This is a genomic window from Glycomyces sp. L485 (assembly GCF_022548875.1).
GTDB lineage: Bacteria > Actinomycetota > Actinomycetes > Mycobacteriales > Micromonosporaceae > Glycomyces.
Genome location: NZ_JAKZEW010000040.1, coordinates 396 through 17,522 on the forward strand (window position 1 = coordinate 396; position 17,127 = coordinate 17,522).

Sequence of the window (17,127 nt, forward strand, 5' to 3'; positions counted from 1 at the left end):
GCCGGCCCGAAACCCGCACCCGGCCGCCCCGAACCGGCATTCCCTCACCGCCACCGAACCCGCAGCCACAGCGCACTACAGCCGCCGAACCGGACCCGAGAGTCCCGCTCCCGCTCCCCACGACCAACCTCCGTGGCCGACAATGCACCCCCGACCTCCACTCAGCTCCTTCGTCGCTGACACGCCTGAAGCCCGTCCGAAGCGGACCAATCTCCGAAGAGCCCGCCCCACCCGACTCCTACCTCGTCCTCGCTGCCGCTCTTGGCGCAGAGGAACCATCCGCCCGACACTGCTCCCGCCAACGCCCCCGCGGCCATTGCCGGGCTCGACAGGCGACCGTGAACGGACACCGGCAATCGCCGCCTAAGACAAGACGTAGCGAAGGAAGACCACGCCATTGCCGAAGCGGCGCTCATCGGCCAGCCTGAGCTTGGCGAAGATGTCGTCGGGAAACCAACGGGTGCCGCCGCCGACCAGAACCGGAGAGAGGTACAGGTGACACTCGTCGACGACGCCGGCCTTCAGCGCCGCGGCGCCGAGTTCGGCTCCTCCCACGGTGATGTCCCGGTCCGAGGTCTCCTTCAACCGGCGGACCCCTTCGGGATCGAAGTCGCGGGTGATCCGAGTCCGCTCACTCGCCGGCGCATCGAGGGTGCGCGAGTAGACGACCTTGTCGGCCGCCTTCCAGATCCTCGCGTACTCGCGCTCGGTCTCGGGGATGTCGTCGCCGTCCGGATCTACCGCCTCCCAAGCGACCATCACCTCGTAGAGCCTGCGCCCGTATAGGAAGGTGCCGATGGTGCGCTCGAAGGCGTTGATGAAGGTGTGGACCTCGGTGTCAGGCACCGACCAGTCGAATCGGCCTTCCTTGTCGGCCAGATAGCCGTCCAGTGATATGACGCCCGAGTAGATCAGCTTTGCCATGCGGCCCTCCCGCGAGTCGATGGGTCCTTCAAGCAGTATCAGGGCCGACCGACGTTCGCGGTGGAAGCGGCGTCCTCAGCGGAGGATGTCGTCGGGCATGAGCGACATGGGCGGGGCGCCCATCGTCACCACCACGTCGCCGGGCTCGGCCAGGGCCTTCACTGCGGCCGGGACGTCGTCCCATTCGGGCACGAAGACCTTGTCCGCCTCGGGCAGGTCGACGGTGTCCTTGAGTCTCTCGCCGCCTTCGCCTTCGGGGACCGTCTCGCCGGGGCCGAAGATCTCCATCACCACGGCCTTGTCCGCCAAGGAGAGCGCCTCGGCGATCTCGGCGCGCATCTCCATCGTCCGGTACACGCGGTACGGCAGGAAGACCACGATCAGGCGACCGGGCGCGGCCACCTCCTTGAGGGTCTCGATCGCCGCGGTCATGGCCGTCGGATGGTAGGCGTACTCGTCGAAAACCGCGAAGCCGTCGGTCTCGCCGCGTTTCTCGAAGCGGCGCTTGACGCCCCCGAACGCCGCGATTCCCTCCTTGATCTCCTCCGGTTCGAGTCCGATCTGGAGGCCCACGGCGATGGCGGCGGCGGAGTTGAGTGCGATGTGGCGACCCGGCATCGGCAGGTGGAAGCGGCCGACGACCTGGTTGTGGACGAGGACGGTGTAGTCCACGCCGTCTTTGCTCGACTCGACCTCGCCCAGTTGTATGTCTGCGCCGTCTGAGAAGCCGTAGGTGGCCACTGAGCGGCCTTCGGAGCGAAACTTCGCGGCGAGGGCGGCCGTACCCCCGTTGTCGGCGCACAGGACCAGCAGGCCGTCTTTGCTCGTGTTGCGGCAGAACCGCTCGAACGCCTCGGTCAGGGACTCCATGTCGCCGTAAGTGTTCAGGTGGTCGACGTCGATGTTGGTGATGACGCCGATCTCAGGTCGGAAGCGCAGGAACGAGCGGTCCGATTCATCGGCCTCGGCTACGAAGTAGTCGCCCTCGCCGTGCGCGCCGGTGTGGGCGCCGATGGTCTCGCCGCCGTTGACGTAGGACGGGGCCTTTCCGGCGTGCTCCAGCAGCTGGGTGACGATCGCGGTCGTGGTGGTCTTGCCGTGCGTGCCCGTCACCACGATCGACTGGCGGCCGGTCATCGCGGCCGCGATCGCCTCGGAGCGGTGCAGGACGCGGATGCCGCGCTTGCGGGCCTCGACGACTTCGAGGTGCTGATCGTTGATCGCGGTGGAGCGGACGACGGTGTCGATGCCGTCGAGGTTCTCGGCGCGGTGCTCGCGGTGGAGGTTCACACCGAGCCGCTCCAGCTCAGGCAGGCTCGGCCAGTCCTTCGTCTCCGAGCCGGACACGGGCAGGCCACGGGTGACGTAGAGGCGGGTGAGACCGTTCATGCCGACACCGCCGACGCCGATGAAGAGGGTCCGTCCCAGGTCCTCGGCGGTGATGCCCTCGTCGATCGGGCTGGTCAGGTCGTTCGGGTCGTCGCTCATGACTGCTCCACCACCTTGATTGTGAACTGCCGCAGGGCTTCGTCGCCGTCGCGGCTGCCGAACCTCTCGGAGGCCTGCGCCATGCCGACCAGTCTCTGGCGGTCGGTGATGATCGGGATGAGGTTGGCCTCGATCCAGGAGGGGTTGAGGTTCTCATCGTCGCAGAAGACCGCGCCGCCTGCGGCCACGACCGGCCCGGCGTTTCGGTACTGCTCCTTGTTGCCCCAGGGCATGGGCACGAACACGGTCGGCAGGCCCAGAGCGGTCACCTCGGCGACGGTCATGGAGCCGCCGCGTGCCAGGACCATGTCGGCGGCTGCGTAGCCGAGGTCCATGCGGTCGAGGTAGGGCAGGGTCCGGTAGGGGACGGGGAGCCCGCCGGGAATGTGGACCGGTTCGTCGCGGCGGGCACCGATGATGTGGAGGACCTGGACGCCGCGGGTAGTCAGGGCCTGAGCAGCGCCGGAGACGGCGTTGTTGATCGAGGCGGCGCCCTGGGAGCCGCCGTAGACGAACAGGACCGGCCGGTTCGGGTCGAGCCCGAAGTGGGCGCAGGCCTGGGCGCGCATGGCGTGCCGGTCGAGGTGGGAAATGGCCGGGCGCAACGGGATGCCGGTGACGGTGCCCTCCGCCAGCAGCGGGGACGCCTGTGGCAAGTGCTGGAAGCCCAGGGCGAGGTTGTCGGTGAACTTGAGTGCCAGCTTGTTGGCGACGCCGGGCGGGTCGTTGTACTCGAAGACGACCATAGGGGTCTTGCGGCGCCAAGCGGCGAGGTAGGCGGGGACGGCGACGTAGCCGCCGAAACCGACCACGGCGTCGGCCTGGACCTCGTCCATGATGTCGCGGGTGGCCTTCATGGCCTTGAGCATCCGCGGGGCGGTCAGCAGCAGGTCGAGGTTGACCTTGCGCGGCAGCTGGTGGGCCGGGACGTTGCGCAGGTCGTAGCCGGCCTTGGGGATGAGCTCGTTCTCCAGGCCCTTCTCCGTGCCGAGGCAGGTGATGCGGATTCCCGGGTCGTGGCGGCGCAGGCAGTCGGCGTACGCGAGGAGCGGGTAGATGTGGCCGCCGGTGCCGCCTCCGGCGAGGACGACCGATCGTAGCTGTGGCACGTCAAGGCTTTCTGGTCGTAGGGACGGTGTCGGGATCGAGGGTTTCGCGAGGCGCGGGTGGCAGGGGAGCCCACAGGAATCGTACGAGACGGGACGGGTTTCGCGCCCGCAGTGCCGATGCCGCGTCGGGTTCGGCACGCGCGAAGCCCGCCAGCATGCCTACGGCGGCCAGGACCACGACGAGCGCGGTGCCGCCGTCGGAGATGAACGGCAGCGGAACGCCGGTGATGGGGATGAGGCCGAGCACGCCGCCGATGTTGATGAACGCCTGGCCGGCCAGCCAGATCGTGACGCCGGCCGCCACCAGTTTGCGGAAGGGGTCGACCGATCGGCGGGCGATGCGGAATCCGGTGTAGACGAGGACGCCGAACAGCGCGAGGATCACCAGGCACCCGACGACACCGAGTTCCTCGGCGATGAGCGCGAAGATGAAGTCGTTGTGGCCGTTGGGGAGCCATTCCCACTTCTGGCGGCTCTCGCCGAGGCCGACGCCGAACCAGCCGCCGTCGGCGATGGCGTAGTAGCCCTGGACGGCCTGGTAGCCCCAGCCTTCGGAGAAGTCCTCGGGCCGCGAGAACGACAGGATGCGCTCCATGCGGTACGGCTGGACGGCGATGAGGAGGGCCGAGCCCGCCAGCGCGATCGCGAAGAGCGTGGCGAGGATGCGCAGCGGCACGCCGGCCGACCACAGCAGGCCGATGAACATGGCGACGATGATGAGCATCGTGCCCAGGTCGGAGTAGCCGATGATGACCAGCGAGACGCCCACGATGGGGAACATGGGGACGGCCAGGTCGCGCCAGGAGGCGATGCGCGGGCCGAGCCGGACCAGGGAGTCCGCGATCCACAGCAGGAGCGCGAACTTGGCGAGCTCGGCGGGTTGGAACTGGACGGGACCGACGTGGATCCACAGCTCGTCGGTGCCGACGACCGCGTTCCCGAAGTTCGGTGCTACCAGGACCAGGCCGAGCAGGATCGAGAGCACCAGCAGCGGCCGGGCGATGCTGCGGTAGGTGCGGGCCGGGAGGCGCTGGGCGATCCAGAACCCGACGAGGCCGAACAGCGCCCACATGGCCTGCCGGACGACGACGGCGAACGCCGAGCCCTGCTGGGCGTAGGACTCGACCATGGTCGCGGAGAAGACCATGACCAGGCCGACGGTGAGCAGCAGGGCGCTGGAGGACAGCAGCAGGTAGTACGAGGCGAGCGGGCGGTCGAGCAGGCCTCGGAGCATCGCGGTGGCGCCGGACCTCACTGGTTCTCGCTCAGGTCTTCCATATTGAGAGTCTGCCTGATCGCGGCGGCGAACGCGTTCCCGCGGTGCACGTAGTTGGTGAACATGTCGTAGGAGCCGGCGGCCGGTGACAGCAGCACCGTGTCGCCGGGTTCGGCGTGGGCGGAGGCTGCGGCGACGACGTCGGTCATGACCGCATCGTCGCTCCCGTCGAGGGTGATCACTGGGAGTTCCGGGGCGTGTCGCGCCAGCGCGTCGGCGATCTCGGCCCGATCTTGTCCGATGAGGACCGCTGCGCGCATTCGCGGAGCGAACCGGGAGATCAGGGCGTCGACGTCGACGCCCTTGAGCTGGCCTCCGGCGATCCAGACGATGGAGTCGTAGGCGGCGAGCGCGGCCGCGGCCGCGTGCGGGTTGGTGGCTTTGGAGTCGTCGACCCAGTCGATGCCGCCGAAGGAGCCGACGGCGGCATTGCGGTGGGGTTCGGGGACGTATCCGCGCAGGGCCCGGCCGATCGCCTCGTGCTCCACGCCGACCTGCCTGGCGAGTGCCGCGGCGGCGAGGGCGTTGGCGACATTGTGGGTGCCGGCGGGGCGGACCTCGTCGACGGAGCAGATCTGGACCGGCTCGCTTCCGGTGTAGTCGACCAGGAAGCCGAGCGCGACGCCGAACTGGCCGCGATCCGGTTCACCGAGGGTGAAGCCGATGGTTTCGGCGCTGGAGCGCTTCGCCAGGGCGACCACGGCGGGGTCGTCGAGGTTGGCGATGGCGGCTCCCCCGCGCCAGACCGCGGTCTTGGCCTCGGCGTAGGCGTCGAAGCCACCGTGCCAGTCCAGGTGGTCCGCTGCGAGGTTGATGATGGCGCCGGCGGCGGGCGCAAGGAGTCTCGACCAGTGCAGCTGCTGGCTGGACAGCTCGACGGCGAGCACGTCGTAGGGACCGTTGGCGGCGTGTACGAGCGGCACGCCGATGTTGCCGAGCGCCGCGCTTCGCAGGCCGCCCGCCTTGAGCATGTCGGCGAGCATGGTCGTGGTGGTGGTCTTGCCGTTGGTGCCGGTGACGGCCAACCAGCGAGGGGCGCCGGGCCCGCGCATTCGCCAAGCGAGCTCGGGCTCGGAGTAGGTCTCCAGGCCTCGTTCGGCTGCGGCGACCGCGATGGGGTGATGGGGTGGGAAGCCCGGGGAGACGACGACCTGTTCGACTTCATCGAGCAGTGCGGCGTCGAAGTCGTCGGCCACGACGGTCCTGGCGCCTCGTTCGGCGAGCTCGCGGAGGCGCGCGGAGTCGACGCGGTCATAGACGGTGACGGTCTTTCCGAGTTCGAGGAGGACTTCGGCAGAGGCCGCCCCCGCGACGCGGGCTCCCGCGACGAGCAGTCGGTCGGCGATCTCCATGGCCTACCCCGCGATTCGCAGGAAGTCGGCGAAGAAGAAGCCCAGGCCGATGGCGACGCCGATGCCGGCGATGATCCAGAAGCGGACCACGATGGTGACCTCGGACCAGCCGGCGAGTTCGAAGTGGTGCTGGAGCGGCGACATGCGGAAGACTCGGCGTCCGGTCAACTTGAAGGAGGTGACCTGGATCATCACGCTGAAGGTGATGATGACGAACAGCGCGCCGATGATCGGCAGGAGCATGACGGTCTTGGAGGCGAGGGCGAGGCCGCCGAGGAGCCCGCCGAGTCCGAGCGCCCCGGAGTCGCCCATGAAGATCCTGGCCGGGTAGGTGTTCCACCACAGGAATCCGAACATGGCTCCGGCTGCGGCGCCCGCGATGAGTGCGATTTCGAGGGGGTCGCGCACGTCGTAGCAGTAGTTCGGCGACAGGCTCTCGCCGGCGCCGCCGCACCAGTGGCGGTACTGCCAGAAGCCGATGATGAGGTAGGCGAGGAAGGACATCATGACGGCGCCGGTGGCGAGGCCGTCGAGGCCGTCGGCGAGGTTGACGCCGTTGGCGGTGGCGTTGACGATGAACACGAACAGGATGACCGCGCCGATCTTGGTCAGCGGCAGCCAGGTGATGTCCTGGGTGAATGAGATGTAGGGGGTGGCGACGGTCTCGGAGATCTCGTCGGTTTCGATCGAGCCGGTGTAGTAGACGGCGATGAATCCGAAGATGGTCGCGGCGATGGTGAGGCCGAGGATCTTCATCTTGCCGGATATGCCGCCGGAGTGCTTCCTGCGGATCTTGAGCCAGTCGTCGATGAATCCGACGAAACCGCAGGCGACGAACAGGCCGATGAGGACGATGCCGGTGGCGGTGAAGCCGGTCGGGCGGTGGAACTGGATGCCGGCCTCGGCCCCGGGCAGGGCCATGAGGACGAGGTGCCCGGCGATGTAGGCGAGGACGGTGGTGACGATGAAGACGACGCCGCCCATGCTGGGGGTGCCGGCCTTCACCAGGTGGGTCTGGGGGCCGTCGGTTCGGATGGGCTGTCCCGCTTTGAGTCTGCGGAAGGCCTTGGCCGCGACGGGCGTGAGCGCCATGGTGAGCGCGAACGCCACGAACGCGGCGATGATTACTGCTCTCACTGGTCGTTGTCCTCCTTGGCGCGCAAGTGGTCGGCGACATCCCAGGTGCGGTGGCGGGAGCCTTTCACCAGGACGGTGTCGCCGGGGCGCAGCCTCTTCCGCAGCAGTTCGATCGCCGCGGTCTGGTCGGGTACATGGGTGGTGGCGGCGACGCCGTCGGCGCCGCTGATGATGGGTTGGGTGCCGTCGCCGACGGCGATCAGTTCGTCGATGCCGGCTTCGGAGGCCTGCTCGCCGACGCGGCGGTGGCATTCGGTGCTCTGCTCTTCGAGGTCGCCCATGAGGCCGAGGACGGCGATGCGGCGCCCGGCCGTGGGGAGCTGGCCGAGGGTGCGGATCGCGGCGCCCATCGAGGCAGGGTTCGCGTTGTAGGAGTCGTCGATGACGGTGGTGCCGTCGGGGAGGGTGAAGACGTCCATTCGCCGTTCGGACTGGCGTCCGGCCTCGGAGAGGCGCTCGGCGATGTGGTCGGGGCTCGCGCCGAGCCTCCAGGCGACGGCGGCGGCGGCGAGCGCGTTGTAGACGTGGTGGCCGCCCCACAACCGCAGTTCGACGGAGGCTTCGCCGTCGGGGGTGCGGAGGGTGAAGCGGTGCCTGCCGTCGCCGGGTTCGACGTCGGCGGCGGCGATGTCGGCGCCCGAGCGGATGCCGAAGGTGATGACCTGCGCGCGGGTGGACTCGGCCATGCGCGCGACGCGGGGGTCGTCGGCGTTGAGGATCGCGGTGCCCTCGGGGGCGAGGAACCGCGGCAGTTCGCTCTTGGCCTGGGCGGTGGTCTCGATGGAGCCGAAGCCGTCGAGGTGGGAGATGCCGACGTTGAGCACGACTCCGATGTCCGGCGGGGCGATCTCGCACAGCTCGGTGATGTGTCCCAGTCCCCGGGCCGCCAGTTCGAGCACGAGGTAGCGGGTGGCGGGCCCGACCCGGCAGACGGTGTAGGGGTGGCCGAGCTCGTTGTTGAAGTTGCCTTCGGTGGCCACGGTGGGTCCGAGGCTCGCGCACAGTTGCCCGACGAGGTCCTTCGTGGAGGTCTTGCCGTTGGAGCCGGTGACACCGATGACGGTGGCCGCGCTTCGGCGGGCCACGGTGCGGGCGAGAGCGGCGACGGCGCGCAGGGCGTCGTCGACGTAGATCGCGGCCGAGTCGATCTCGCGGCTGGCGATGGTCGCGACCGCGCCCTGAGCCGCCGCCTTGGCGGCGAAGTCGTGCCCGTCGACCTGCTCACCGGGCAGGGCAAGGAACAGCCCGCCGGGGCCGACCTTGCGGGAGTCGTATTCGATCCCGCCGGTGACGATGGCCTCGGGGTCGGCCGTCTCGCTGATTCTGCCGTCGACGGCGGCGGCGATTTCGGCCAAGCTCATGGGGATCACTCGGCGGTCTCCTCCTGTTCGATTTGTGCAGTGAAGGTCGTGCAGGTCTACGGCTCGCAGGCTTCGCCGTGGTCGGCGAACCTGCGGCTCTCGCGCTTCGCCGTTCCCGGCTCGACCCAGCCGACTTCGCGCAGTGCTCGGGCGAGCAGTTCGCGGTCGTCGCTCTCCACCGGACCGTCGGCGGTCTCGATGACCGTCTCGTGGCCCTTGCCGAGCAAGGCGATGGTGTCGCCGGGGGCGGCCAGGCCGGCGGCCTCCCGTACGGCAGACTCCCGCCCCGGAATATTACGGCAGGGGACGTCCCGCACGGCGGCGGCCACCTCGTCCCGGATGCGTCCGGGGTCCTCTGTGCGCGGATTGTCGTCGGTGACGATGACGAGGTCGGCGCCGCGGGCCGCCGCGGCTCCCATGAGCGGACGCTTGGTGCGGTCGCGGTCGCCGCCGGCGCCGAGGATCGCGATGACCTTGCCGGGTGTCGACTCCTTGAGCGAGTCGAGGACCGCGGTGATCGCCTCGGGTTTGTGGGCGTAGTCGACCACGCCGCGCACCGGCGCCGAACCGGAGACCAGTTCCATGCGCCCGGGGACGCCCCGGCAGGAGGCGATGCCTGCCAGCGCGGTCGGGAGGTGGACGCCGACGGCTTCGAGCAGGGCCGCCGCGAGCGCCGCGTTGGCGACGTTGTGGCGACCGGGCATGTTGACCCTGCCCTTGTTGGCCCCGCCCTCGGTGCGGCCGTTCGGGCCGACGAGGTCGAAGTTCTGGACGAAGCCGTCGGCGGCGATGCCGGAGGCGTAGTAGTCGGCGCCCGGGTCGGTCAGCGAGAAGCGGAGCGTGCCCTCGTGGGCGAGGGCGGCGATGCGCTCGTCGTCGGCGTTGAGGATCTCGGTCTCGGCGCGGCCGTCGAACAGCTCGGCCTTGGCGTTGAAGTAGTCGTCGAGGTCGGCGTGGAAGTCGAGGTGGTCGGTGCCGAACATGGTGAAGCCTGCGGCGGCGAAGCGGCAGCCGGCGACTCTGCCGAGCGCGAGGGCGTGGCTGGAGACCTCCATGACCACGTCGGTGACGCCGCGTTCCACGGCGACGGCGAGCAGCGCCTGGAGTTCGGGGGCCTCCGGGGTGGTGCGCTCGGAGCGGATGACCTCGTCGGCGATTCGGGTCTCGACGGTGCCGATGATGCCGCTGGTGCGCCCGGCCCGGGCGAGGCCGGCCTCGACGAGGTAGGCCGTGGAGGTCTTGCCGTTGGTTCCGGTGATGCCGATGAGATTGAGGTGCCGGGACGGCTCGCCCCAGACGCGTCCGGCGATCTCGCCGGTGAGCGCGCGCGGGCGGTCCGCGACGAACACGGGCAGCAGGTCGTCGCCGGAGGGGAGCTGAAGCATGGCGGCGCCCGCCGCGTCGGTGAGGACGCACGCGGCTCCGCGGTCGGCGGCCTGGCCGGCGAACTCGGCGCCGTGGCGCCTGGCGCCGGGCAGTGCGACGAACAGGTCACCGGGCTCGACCAGGGAGGCGGCGAGGCTCACTCCTGTGACGGTGAGGTCGGAGTCCTTCGCCGCCGGGATGAGGTCGGCGAGGTCGGTGACCCGGAAGGGCCTGGTCTCCTCGGGTCGCGGAAAGGTTGACACGGCCTGACCCTACACCGGAGCGGAGGGGGGTTAATTGATCACTGGCCCTTGGGGAGGTGTTCGTTGTCGTCGAGGTTGTTCGACCACGTGGCGAGCAGTTTGTTGAGCTCGCGGGCCTGGTCGCAGTTGATGGAGTCGAGGAACAGCTCGCGCACCAGCGACAGGATGCACGGCGCGGCGGCCTCCAGGCGCTCGCGGCCGTCGTCGGTGAGGATGACCCAGGTCGCGCGGTTGTCGTACTCGCACTTGTGCGGTTCGACCAGTCCCATGTCGGCGAGCTTCTTGACCTGGTAGGTGGCGGCGCTCTTGGCCGTGACGATGCGCTCGGCGAGCTCGCTCATGCGCAGGCGGTTCTCGTCGGCGTCGGCGAGCCGGACGAGGATCTCGTACTGGGTCTGGGAGATGCCGTGGTGTCCCTGGAGGCGGCGGTCGATCTGGTGCTCCAGCCGGTGGGTGACGGTCAGGAACCGCGTCCAGACGTCGCTGACGCCGGGCGACAGCCAACGGCTCTCGAAGTCTCCCGAGCCCATTCCCGACCTCCCTTCCATTCGGCGGCGCGATTTCCGTTCAATTTCGAACAATCCTACCGCAGCGGTTCATACACGAGGTTGAGTTACGGAGGCCATAGCCGGGAACCCGAGTTGGTAGTAGGCTCACTACCAGGCGTTATTGCCGTGACCCCAAAATCTACCGAACCAACCTCGCGTTCTACGCTGTACGCCGACACGTCCACTCGGCCTCACACACCCGAAGGACCCTCCCGCTTTGAACGGTTTCGCCGCACGCCCCGCTGACCAACGTTCGGCCCGACGGCTTCTCTCCTTCCCCGTCGTCGCCCTCGCAGTCGTCCTCTTCCTCATCGCCCCGGCCTCCCAGTCGGCCGCGCAGGAGGAAGACTCCGTGTCGGGAACGCTCAGCCAGGCCATCGAGGACTACCTCAACGCGCAGGACGAGCTCGCGGCGCTCCGGCAGGAACAGGAGGACCTGGAGGTGGAGCTGGAGGACTCCCAGGCCGAGGTCCAGCTCCTGCACGAGGAGCTCGACGACTACGCCTACGTCGCGCACACCACCTCCGACTTCCAGTCGACCGCAGCTCTCATGGCCACCGACGACCCCACCGACGCGCTCAGCGCGATGACGATGCTGGAGTTCCTCGGCGAGTCGCGCGCCGACAAGCTCAACGAGCTCGTCACGCGCCTCGCCGAGATCGAGGCCACGCAGGAGACGCTCGCGGACAACATCGACGAGCAGGAGGACCTGACCGTCGACATGGAGGCCGCCCGCGACGCCGCCGCCCGCGAGATGGCAGCCTCAGGCGGCGACAGCGCCGTCGGCCCTTCGGCCAGCGACGCCCCCGACGCCGAGCCCGCGCCCCGCAACTCCGACGGGACCCTCCCCTACGAGAGCTGCACCGAGAACGACCCGACCACTGGCGGGTGCCTGACCCCGAGGACATTGCACGCCCTGGAGCAGGCCAACATCGTCGGATTCACCCGCTACACCAAGTGCTACCGCAACGGCTCCTGGGGCGAGCACCCGAAGGGCCGGGCCTGCGACTTCGCGGCCCAGGTCGGCAACTTCGGCGGCGACGCCTACGGCGACGACAAGCGCTACGGGGACAACCTGGCCGCCTGGCTGGTCCAGAACGCCGACGCGCTCGGTGTGCAATACGTCATCTGGTATCGGCAGATCTGGATGCCCTCGTCGGGATGGAAGTCGTACTCCCTCGCAGGTGGGGACCCTTCTTCGGACCACACGAACCACGTTCACCTGAGCATTCGCTGACGTCGAGCACGCAGAGCTGAGCAGAATCAGCCTCGCTGGCGCTGTGTACTGTGGTGTCATGACGATCGGACGCTCCTCCATCACCCGGCGCGGAGCCCTGACCGCGGGTATCGCTGCAGTCAGCCTCGCCGCCTGCTCGGAAGAATCCGGAACCATCGGCACCGGCGACGACGGCGAGCCCGAAGAGCCCGCCAGCGCCGCGACGGTCGCCATCACACCCGCCGACGGCGCGACCGACGCAACGGCCGCAACCGAGATCGCCTGGACCGTCGAGCAGGGCGCCTTCACCGAGTTCAAGCTGACCGACGCGGCCGGCAACGCGGTCGAGGGCGACATGCACCCCGACGGCACCACCTGGGTCCCGGCCGCCCCGCTGGAGTGGGAGGGCACCTACACCGCCGCCGTCACCGCCGAGGACGACGCCGGCATCCCCGTAACGGTCGAGTCGACCTTCACCACGATCGCCTCCCCCGGCGACCGGGTCACCATCGAGAACTACCTGCCCGGCTACGACCAGACCGTCGGCCAGGCCGCGGTCCTCGCGTTCCGTTTCAAGGCCGGCTTCGAGGTCCCCGAGGACCAGCGAGAATCGGTCGAGCGACGCCTGTTCGTCACGTCGGAACCGGCCCAGGAGGGATCCTGGCACTGGATCACCGGCCGGGCGCTGGAGTACCGGCCCAAGGAGTACTGGCAGCCGAACACCACGATCTCGGTGCGGCTCGCGCTGGGCGGCCTGCCGTTGGGGAACGGCCGCTACGGCGAGTTCGACCAGGAGACGAGCTTCTCCATCGACTCCGAGACTCGGATGCTGGAGGCCGACGACGCCACCAAGCAGATGCGCGCCTACCAGGACGGCTCGATCGTCCAGACCATCCCCATCTCACTGGGCGCCGACGAGATCGACGGCCACGACGCCCGCTCCTACCAAGGCCAGATGATCATCATGAGCCGCGAGGAGGAGTCGAAGTTCGTCTCCGACCTCTACGACTACGAGACGGACGTCAAATGGGCGATGCGGCTGACCTTCTCGGGCCAGTACGTCCACGGCGCGCCGTGGGCCGAGTCGCGGCTCGGCAAGTCGAACGGCTCGCACGGCTGCATCAACGTCTCGGACGACATGGGCGAGTGGCTCTTCAACTTCGTGCGCTGGGGCGACCCGGTGCTCGTGAAGAACACCGGCCGGTCGCTGCCGCAGGGCGACGGCTTCACCACCTGGGACCTCGACTGGGAGCAGGTCCTGGCCGGCTCCTACCTCGAATCGACCACTGAGGAGAACTAGACCGGCTCGGAGTCGCGGACCTTCGGGTCCGCGGCCTGCGGGTGCTCCTCGAGGATCCGGTTGTGCGCCCAGCGCTCGACGAAGAACGAGCCGATCGGGACCGTGCCGCCCAGCAGCAGCCCCACGGTCTGCGGCCAGAACTTCCACCCGGCCTGCTGCGCCAGGTGGAAACCGAGCACCAGGTAGACCATGTAGCACAGGCCGTGGATCGGGCTGATCGTCGTCGACAGCTCCTCGATGCCCCAGAAGTACCGCAGCGGCATCGCGATGAACACGAGCACGATGAGGAACGTCCCGACGATGTACGAGACGATGCGGAATCGCTTCAGGGCGGCGTTCATGCTGTACTCCCCTGGTTCGGGTCTGATTCGGATTGCCGGGCTTTGAGAATGGCCGACTCGAACGGCGAGGTCACCGGCGGCGGCTCGGTGCGGCGGCTGGGCCCTTCGGGCCGGTCCTTGCGAAGCTCAAGGCGCATCTGCCGGATCCACAGCGTGATGGTGAACAGCGCGAACAGCGGCCATTCGAAGGCGTAGCCCCAACTGATGGCGTTGCCGCCCTGGGCGCGGCCGAGCTGCCACCAGCCGAGCAGCCCGAACCCGACCGTCAGCACCACCGCGAAGCAGTGGAGGACGATCCACGGAGGTGTCAACAACCGTCGCACTCGGCCAGACTATGCGGTGACCCACCCGATGTCGCCGCTCGGGGGCGGGCCATGGTGACATGGATCGGTGAACGAAGGACTCCCTGCGGCAGGCTCCGTGCGGCCCATGCCCCCGATCGACGCCGCCGAGGTGTCCGAGCTGCTACTCGACTGGTGCGGCGCCGACCGTGAGGACGCCGACGCGGCCGCTGCCGCAGTCACCGACCTCGACGGCGATCTGATGGAGGCGGCCGACCGGCGGTACCAGTCGATCGCCGCGGACATGGGCGGGCGGCTGTGGCTGCGCTGGCCGAAGCCCCCTGCCGACCGGGGCGCCGCCGGCCGCCTGCTGGGGCTCTACCCGGTGTTGGCGGCCGTGCCGCTCATGCTGGAACTCCACCGCGAGCGGGGCGTGGACGAGGCGCTGTCGCGACTGGTCCTGGCCGATGTCGGCGAGAAGCTTCGGCTGAACCGACGGCTCCACGGGCGGGCGGCCCTGGACGTGGCGTTCTGGTTCACCGCGCACGTGCGCGGCACGATCTACCAGCTCGGACGGCTCCAGTTCTGTATGGAGGGGACGACGGCGATGCCGCGCATGGGGCTGCATATCCGCGGCGAGGGCGGTCCGCTCTCCCCCGAGGCGGTGCGCGACTCCGTGGAGCGGGCGCTCGCGTTCTTCCCGGCGACGTTCCCCGAGCTGTTCCCGCCGGAGCGGTCGATGACGTTCATGTGCTCGTCGTGGCTGCTCGACCCGCAGTTGCGCGACTGGCTGCCCGAAGGGTCGAACATCCTCAAGTTCGGCGAGCTGTTCGACCTGGTCCGCCCGGCCTCCTACGCGAACGCCGGCGGTCGCGACGACATCTGGCGGTTCGTGTTCGCCGCCGCCCCCGACGTGCTGGTCGAACGGCTGCCGACCGACAACACGCTTCAGCGGTCGGTGAAGGCCGGGCTCGAGGCCGGGGTCGGGTTCCAGACGCGCCTGGGCGGACTGAACCGGAAGCGCCTCGGTCTGTGAGACCCACCGGCTCCAAGGCGACCGGAAGCGCCTCAGTCCGTGAGACCCACCGGCTCCAAGGCGACCGGAAGCGCCTCAGTCCGTGAGACCCACCGGCTCCAAGGCAATAAGGTGGGGCCTATGCGGATCGTCATCGCCGGATCGAGCGGCTACCTGGGCAACGCGCTGCGGCGCGCGATGGAAGGCAACGACATAGTCCGGCTCGTGCGCCGGACCCCCGGCGACGGCGACGAGATCCAGTGGGACCCCTACCGGGGCCGGCTCGACGCCTCCATCCTGGACGGCGTCGACGCCGTGGTGAACCTGTGCGGCGCCCCGATCGCGGGCCGCCGCTGGAACGCCGCCTACAAGCGGCGCCTCCGCGCCAGCCGCGTCATCCCCACGCAGGTCCTCGCCGAGGCCGTGGCCGAGGCGGGCGTGCCTCTGCTGGTGAACGCCTCTGCCTCCGGGTGGTACGGCGACCGCGCCGACGTGCCGGTCGACGAGACCACGCCGGCCGCCGGGGACTATCTCGGGAAGACCTGCGTGGCGTGGGAGTCGGCCACCTCCCCCGCCCAGGAGGCGGGCGCCCGCGTGGTCCGGCTCCGCACCGGCCACGTCCTCGGCCCGGGCAGTCCGCTGCTGGCCGAGCTCGTGCCGACCTACCGGTGCCTCCTCGGCGGCCGATTCGGGAACGGCCGCCAGTACCTGCCGTGGATCTCGCTTCGCGACTGGACCGGCGCGGTCCGGTTCCTCCTGGACGCCGACGTGACCGGGCCGGTCAACATGGTCGGCCCGACCCCGGCGACCAACCGCGAGTTCACCCGTGCCCTGGCCGCGGTCCTGCACCGGCCCGCGCCGTGGATCATCCCGGGCTGGGCCGCCCGGCTCGTCGCCGGCGAAGCGGCCATCGAGCTGCTGCGTGGCGCGAAGATCCAACCGACCGTTCTGCGGGGCAAGAGCTTCGCGTACCGGGACGAGACGGTCCTGGACGCGCTGCGTTACGCGCTCGCGACGTGACCGCTCGGACTTCGTCGCAGACTGCCGATCGTGACCCTGGCCTGCCTCTCCACAAGCTCGGCGGACCAGTGGTTCAGGCAGCGGAGCCCCGAGCCGTGGCAGCGGTCCTGGCAGGCTCGGGCGCCGCAGTGCCCGTTCCGGTACTGAGCACCTCGCCGATCCCGGCGATGTTGTCGCGCACCGCCTCCTCGTCGCCGAGGCCCTCGACCAGGAGCAGTTGCCTGGCCACCCCGGTCCGCTCCGCCGAGGCCGCGAGCCTCTCGGCTACGTGATCGGGCGACCCGACCGCGTGGCGCTCGATCATCCAGTCGACGTAGGCGCCGTGATCGCGCCGGTTCCGGCCGGGTTTGAGGCTCACGTACTGGCCGACGCCGCGCGTCAGCAGCTCGGTCAGCGACTCCCGCAGGGCGTCCGCTTCGGCCGGTCCGGCTGCGATCTGCGCCAGATGCGTCGAGACGTGCTCGGCCGCGTCAGGGTCGAAGCCGCTCGCCTCCGCCGCGCGCCTCCACACTTCGATGAGGGCGACATGGTCTTCGTCGGGGGCGTGCATGCCCAGCAGCAGCGGCTGCCCGAGGCTCCCGGCCAAGCGGGCGGTGCCCTCGCTGGTCGCCGCGACCCACACAGGGCGGCCGTTCCCAGGCGGCATGACCCGCACCGGCAGCACGTCGAAGAACTCCCCGGCGTGCGCGACCTCGCTTTCGCCGGACAGCCATCGCACGAGCAGCCGCAGGCCCTCCTCGAAGCCGCGCTCGTAGCGGTCGAGGCCGGAACCGAATACGTCCAGGTCGATCCACGGCCCGCCCCTGCCCACACCGAGGCGGAAACGGTCCGGCGCGAGTGCGTCGAGCGTCGCCGCCTCCTCCCCCAGCGCGACCGGATGTCGGTTCGACAGCACCGCCACGGCCGTCCCCACCTGGAGGCGCTCGGTGGCGGCGAGCAGGTGCGAGGCCATGAGCGTCGCCGAAGGGTTCGCCCCGTACTCGATGAAGTGGTGCTCTGCGATCCAGGCGCCGTCGATCCCGGCACGCTCGGCGGCCTGCGCGTAGGAGACGACACGGCGGAGCGTCTCCGCCGGTGCGACACCGGGGAACACTCCGCCGAGTTGGAACAAGTCGTATGCGGTCATGCAGA

16 protein-coding genes are annotated in these 17,127 nt (G+C 69.5%); 4 read left to right on the forward strand and 12 right to left on the reverse strand.

From position 1 onward, the window contains the following. Positions 1-363: 363 nt before the first annotated feature. The 9 genes from L0U85_RS16625 to L0U85_RS16665 all read right to left on the reverse strand — a co-directional run bounded on the left by L0U85_RS16625 (position 364) and on the right by L0U85_RS16665 (position 10,805). Positions 364-924, reverse strand: coding sequence for a dihydrofolate reductase family protein (locus L0U85_RS16625; protein ID WP_241378878.1), 561 nt, complete (start codon positions 922-924; stop codon positions 364-366). Between the two features lie 75 nt (positions 925-999). Next, positions 1,000-2,412, reverse strand: a complete 1,413-nt coding sequence (gene murC, locus L0U85_RS16630) for a UDP-N-acetylmuramate--L-alanine ligase (RefSeq protein WP_241378879.1) — start codon at positions 2,410-2,412, stop codon at positions 1,000-1,002. Beyond that, positions 2,409-3,521, reverse strand: a complete 1,113-nt coding sequence (locus L0U85_RS21420) for a UDP-N-acetylglucosamine--N-acetylmuramyl-(pentapeptide) pyrophosphoryl-undecaprenol N-acetylglucosamine transferase (RefSeq protein WP_241378880.1) — start codon at positions 3,519-3,521, stop codon at positions 2,409-2,411. Before L0U85_RS21420 ends, murC begins: the two co-directional genes overlap by 4 nt. Before the next feature lies 1 nt (position 3,522). After that, a complete protein-coding gene (ftsW, locus tag L0U85_RS16640) occupies positions 3,523-4,776 on the reverse strand; it encodes a putative lipid II flippase FtsW (protein ID WP_241378881.1) in 1,254 nt (417 codons plus the stop codon). Continuing rightward, positions 4,773-6,149, reverse strand: coding sequence for a UDP-N-acetylmuramoyl-L-alanine--D-glutamate ligase (gene murD, locus L0U85_RS16645; RefSeq protein ID WP_241378882.1), 1,377 nt, complete (start codon positions 6,147-6,149; stop codon positions 4,773-4,775). The genes ftsW and murD overlap by 4 nt, the downstream gene beginning before the upstream one ends. Before the next feature lie 3 nt (positions 6,150-6,152). Beyond that, the gene (mraY, locus tag L0U85_RS16650) at positions 6,153-7,286 is read right to left on the reverse strand and encodes a phospho-N-acetylmuramoyl-pentapeptide-transferase (RefSeq protein ID WP_241378883.1); all 1,134 of its coding nucleotides are present in this window, start codon (positions 7,284-7,286) and stop codon (positions 6,153-6,155) included. Next, on the reverse strand, positions 7,283-8,656 hold the full coding sequence (murF, locus tag L0U85_RS16655; protein ID WP_347177469.1) for a UDP-N-acetylmuramoyl-tripeptide--D-alanyl-D-alanine ligase: 1,374 nt from the start codon (positions 8,654-8,656) through the stop codon (positions 7,283-7,285). Before murF ends, mraY begins: the two co-directional genes overlap by 4 nt. A 47-nt stretch (positions 8,657-8,703) precedes the next feature. Continuing rightward, on the reverse strand, positions 8,704-10,275 hold the full coding sequence (locus L0U85_RS16660; protein ID WP_241378885.1) for a UDP-N-acetylmuramoyl-L-alanyl-D-glutamate--2,6-diaminopimelate ligase: 1,572 nt from the start codon (positions 10,273-10,275) through the stop codon (positions 8,704-8,706). 38 nt (positions 10,276-10,313) lie between these two features. Beyond that, positions 10,314-10,805: a MarR family winged helix-turn-helix transcriptional regulator gene (locus L0U85_RS16665; protein ID WP_241378886.1), complete on the reverse strand. Its 492-nt coding sequence runs from the start codon at positions 10,803-10,805 to the stop codon at positions 10,314-10,316. Between the two features lie 235 nt (positions 10,806-11,040). Between L0U85_RS16665 and L0U85_RS16670 the strand changes: the two genes are divergently transcribed. Together L0U85_RS16670 and L0U85_RS16675 are read left to right on the forward strand one after the other, a co-directional pair. Then, positions 11,041-12,060, forward strand: a complete 1,020-nt coding sequence (locus L0U85_RS16670) for a hypothetical protein (protein WP_241378887.1) — start codon at positions 11,041-11,043, stop codon at positions 12,058-12,060. Between the two features lie 58 nt (positions 12,061-12,118). Continuing rightward, on the forward strand, positions 12,119-13,339 hold the full coding sequence (locus tag L0U85_RS16675; protein ID WP_241378888.1) for an Ig-like domain-containing protein: 1,221 nt from the start codon (positions 12,119-12,121) through the stop codon (positions 13,337-13,339). Here the strand turns inward: L0U85_RS16675 and L0U85_RS16680 are convergent. Continuing rightward, the gene (locus L0U85_RS16680; RefSeq protein ID WP_241378889.1) at positions 13,336-13,680 is read right to left on the reverse strand and encodes a DUF3817 domain-containing protein; all 345 of its coding nucleotides are present in this window, start codon (positions 13,678-13,680) and stop codon (positions 13,336-13,338) included. The genes L0U85_RS16675 and L0U85_RS16680 overlap by 4 nt on opposite strands. Next, the gene (locus L0U85_RS16685; RefSeq protein ID WP_241378890.1) at positions 13,677-14,003 is read right to left on the reverse strand and encodes a hypothetical protein; all 327 of its coding nucleotides are present in this window, start codon (positions 14,001-14,003) and stop codon (positions 13,677-13,679) included. The genes L0U85_RS16680 and L0U85_RS16685 overlap by 4 nt, the downstream gene beginning before the upstream one ends. Positions 14,004-14,109: 106 nt before the next feature. Between L0U85_RS16685 and L0U85_RS16690 the strand changes: the two genes are divergently transcribed. Both L0U85_RS16690 and L0U85_RS16695 read left to right on the forward strand, forming a co-directional pair. Beyond that, positions 14,110-14,997, forward strand: a complete 888-nt coding sequence (locus tag L0U85_RS16690; protein ID WP_241378891.1) for an acyltransferase domain-containing protein — start codon at positions 14,110-14,112, stop codon at positions 14,995-14,997. 120 nt (positions 14,998-15,117) lie between these two features. Continuing rightward, on the forward strand, positions 15,118-15,996 hold the full coding sequence (locus L0U85_RS16695) for a TIGR01777 family oxidoreductase (RefSeq protein WP_241378892.1): 879 nt from the start codon (positions 15,118-15,120) through the stop codon (positions 15,994-15,996). Positions 15,997-16,069: 73 nt separating this feature from the next. On the opposite strand, the gene L0U85_RS16700 is transcribed toward L0U85_RS16695, so the two are convergent. Continuing rightward, positions 16,070-17,122, reverse strand: coding sequence for an LLM class flavin-dependent oxidoreductase (locus L0U85_RS16700; RefSeq protein WP_241378893.1), 1,053 nt, complete (start codon positions 17,120-17,122; stop codon positions 16,070-16,072). Positions 17,123-17,127 lie beyond the last annotated feature (5 nt).

What these genes read in the sequence shown, in the direction of transcription:
- L0U85_RS16625 (WP_241378878.1), bottom strand. Translation starts at nt 924, where the DNA reads ATGGCAAAGCTGATCTACTCGGGCGTCATATCACTGGACGGCTATCTG.
- murC (WP_241378879.1), bottom strand. Translation starts at nt 2,412, where the DNA reads ATGAGCGACGACCCGAACGACCTGACCAGCCCGATCGACGAGGGCATC.
- murD (WP_241378882.1), bottom strand. Translation starts at nt 6,149, where the DNA reads ATGGAGATCGCCGACCGACTGCTCGTCGCGGGAGCCCGCGTCGCGGGG.
- L0U85_RS16665 (WP_241378886.1), bottom strand. Translation starts at nt 10,805, where the DNA reads ATGGGCTCGGGAGACTTCGAGAGCCGTTGGCTGTCGCCCGGCGTCAGC.
- L0U85_RS16675 (WP_241378888.1), top strand. Translation starts at nt 12,119, where the DNA reads ATGACGATCGGACGCTCCTCCATCACCCGGCGCGGAGCCCTGACCGCG.
- L0U85_RS16680 (WP_241378889.1), bottom strand. Translation starts at nt 13,680, where the DNA reads ATGAACGCCGCCCTGAAGCGATTCCGCATCGTCTCGTACATCGTCGGG.
- L0U85_RS16690 (WP_241378891.1), top strand. Translation starts at nt 14,110, where the DNA reads ATGCCCCCGATCGACGCCGCCGAGGTGTCCGAGCTGCTACTCGACTGG.
- L0U85_RS16695 (WP_241378892.1), top strand. Translation starts at nt 15,118, where the DNA reads ATGCGGATCGTCATCGCCGGATCGAGCGGCTACCTGGGCAACGCGCTG.
- L0U85_RS16700 (WP_241378893.1), bottom strand. Translation starts at nt 17,122, where the DNA reads ATGACCGCATACGACTTGTTCCAACTCGGCGGAGTGTTCCCCGGTGTC.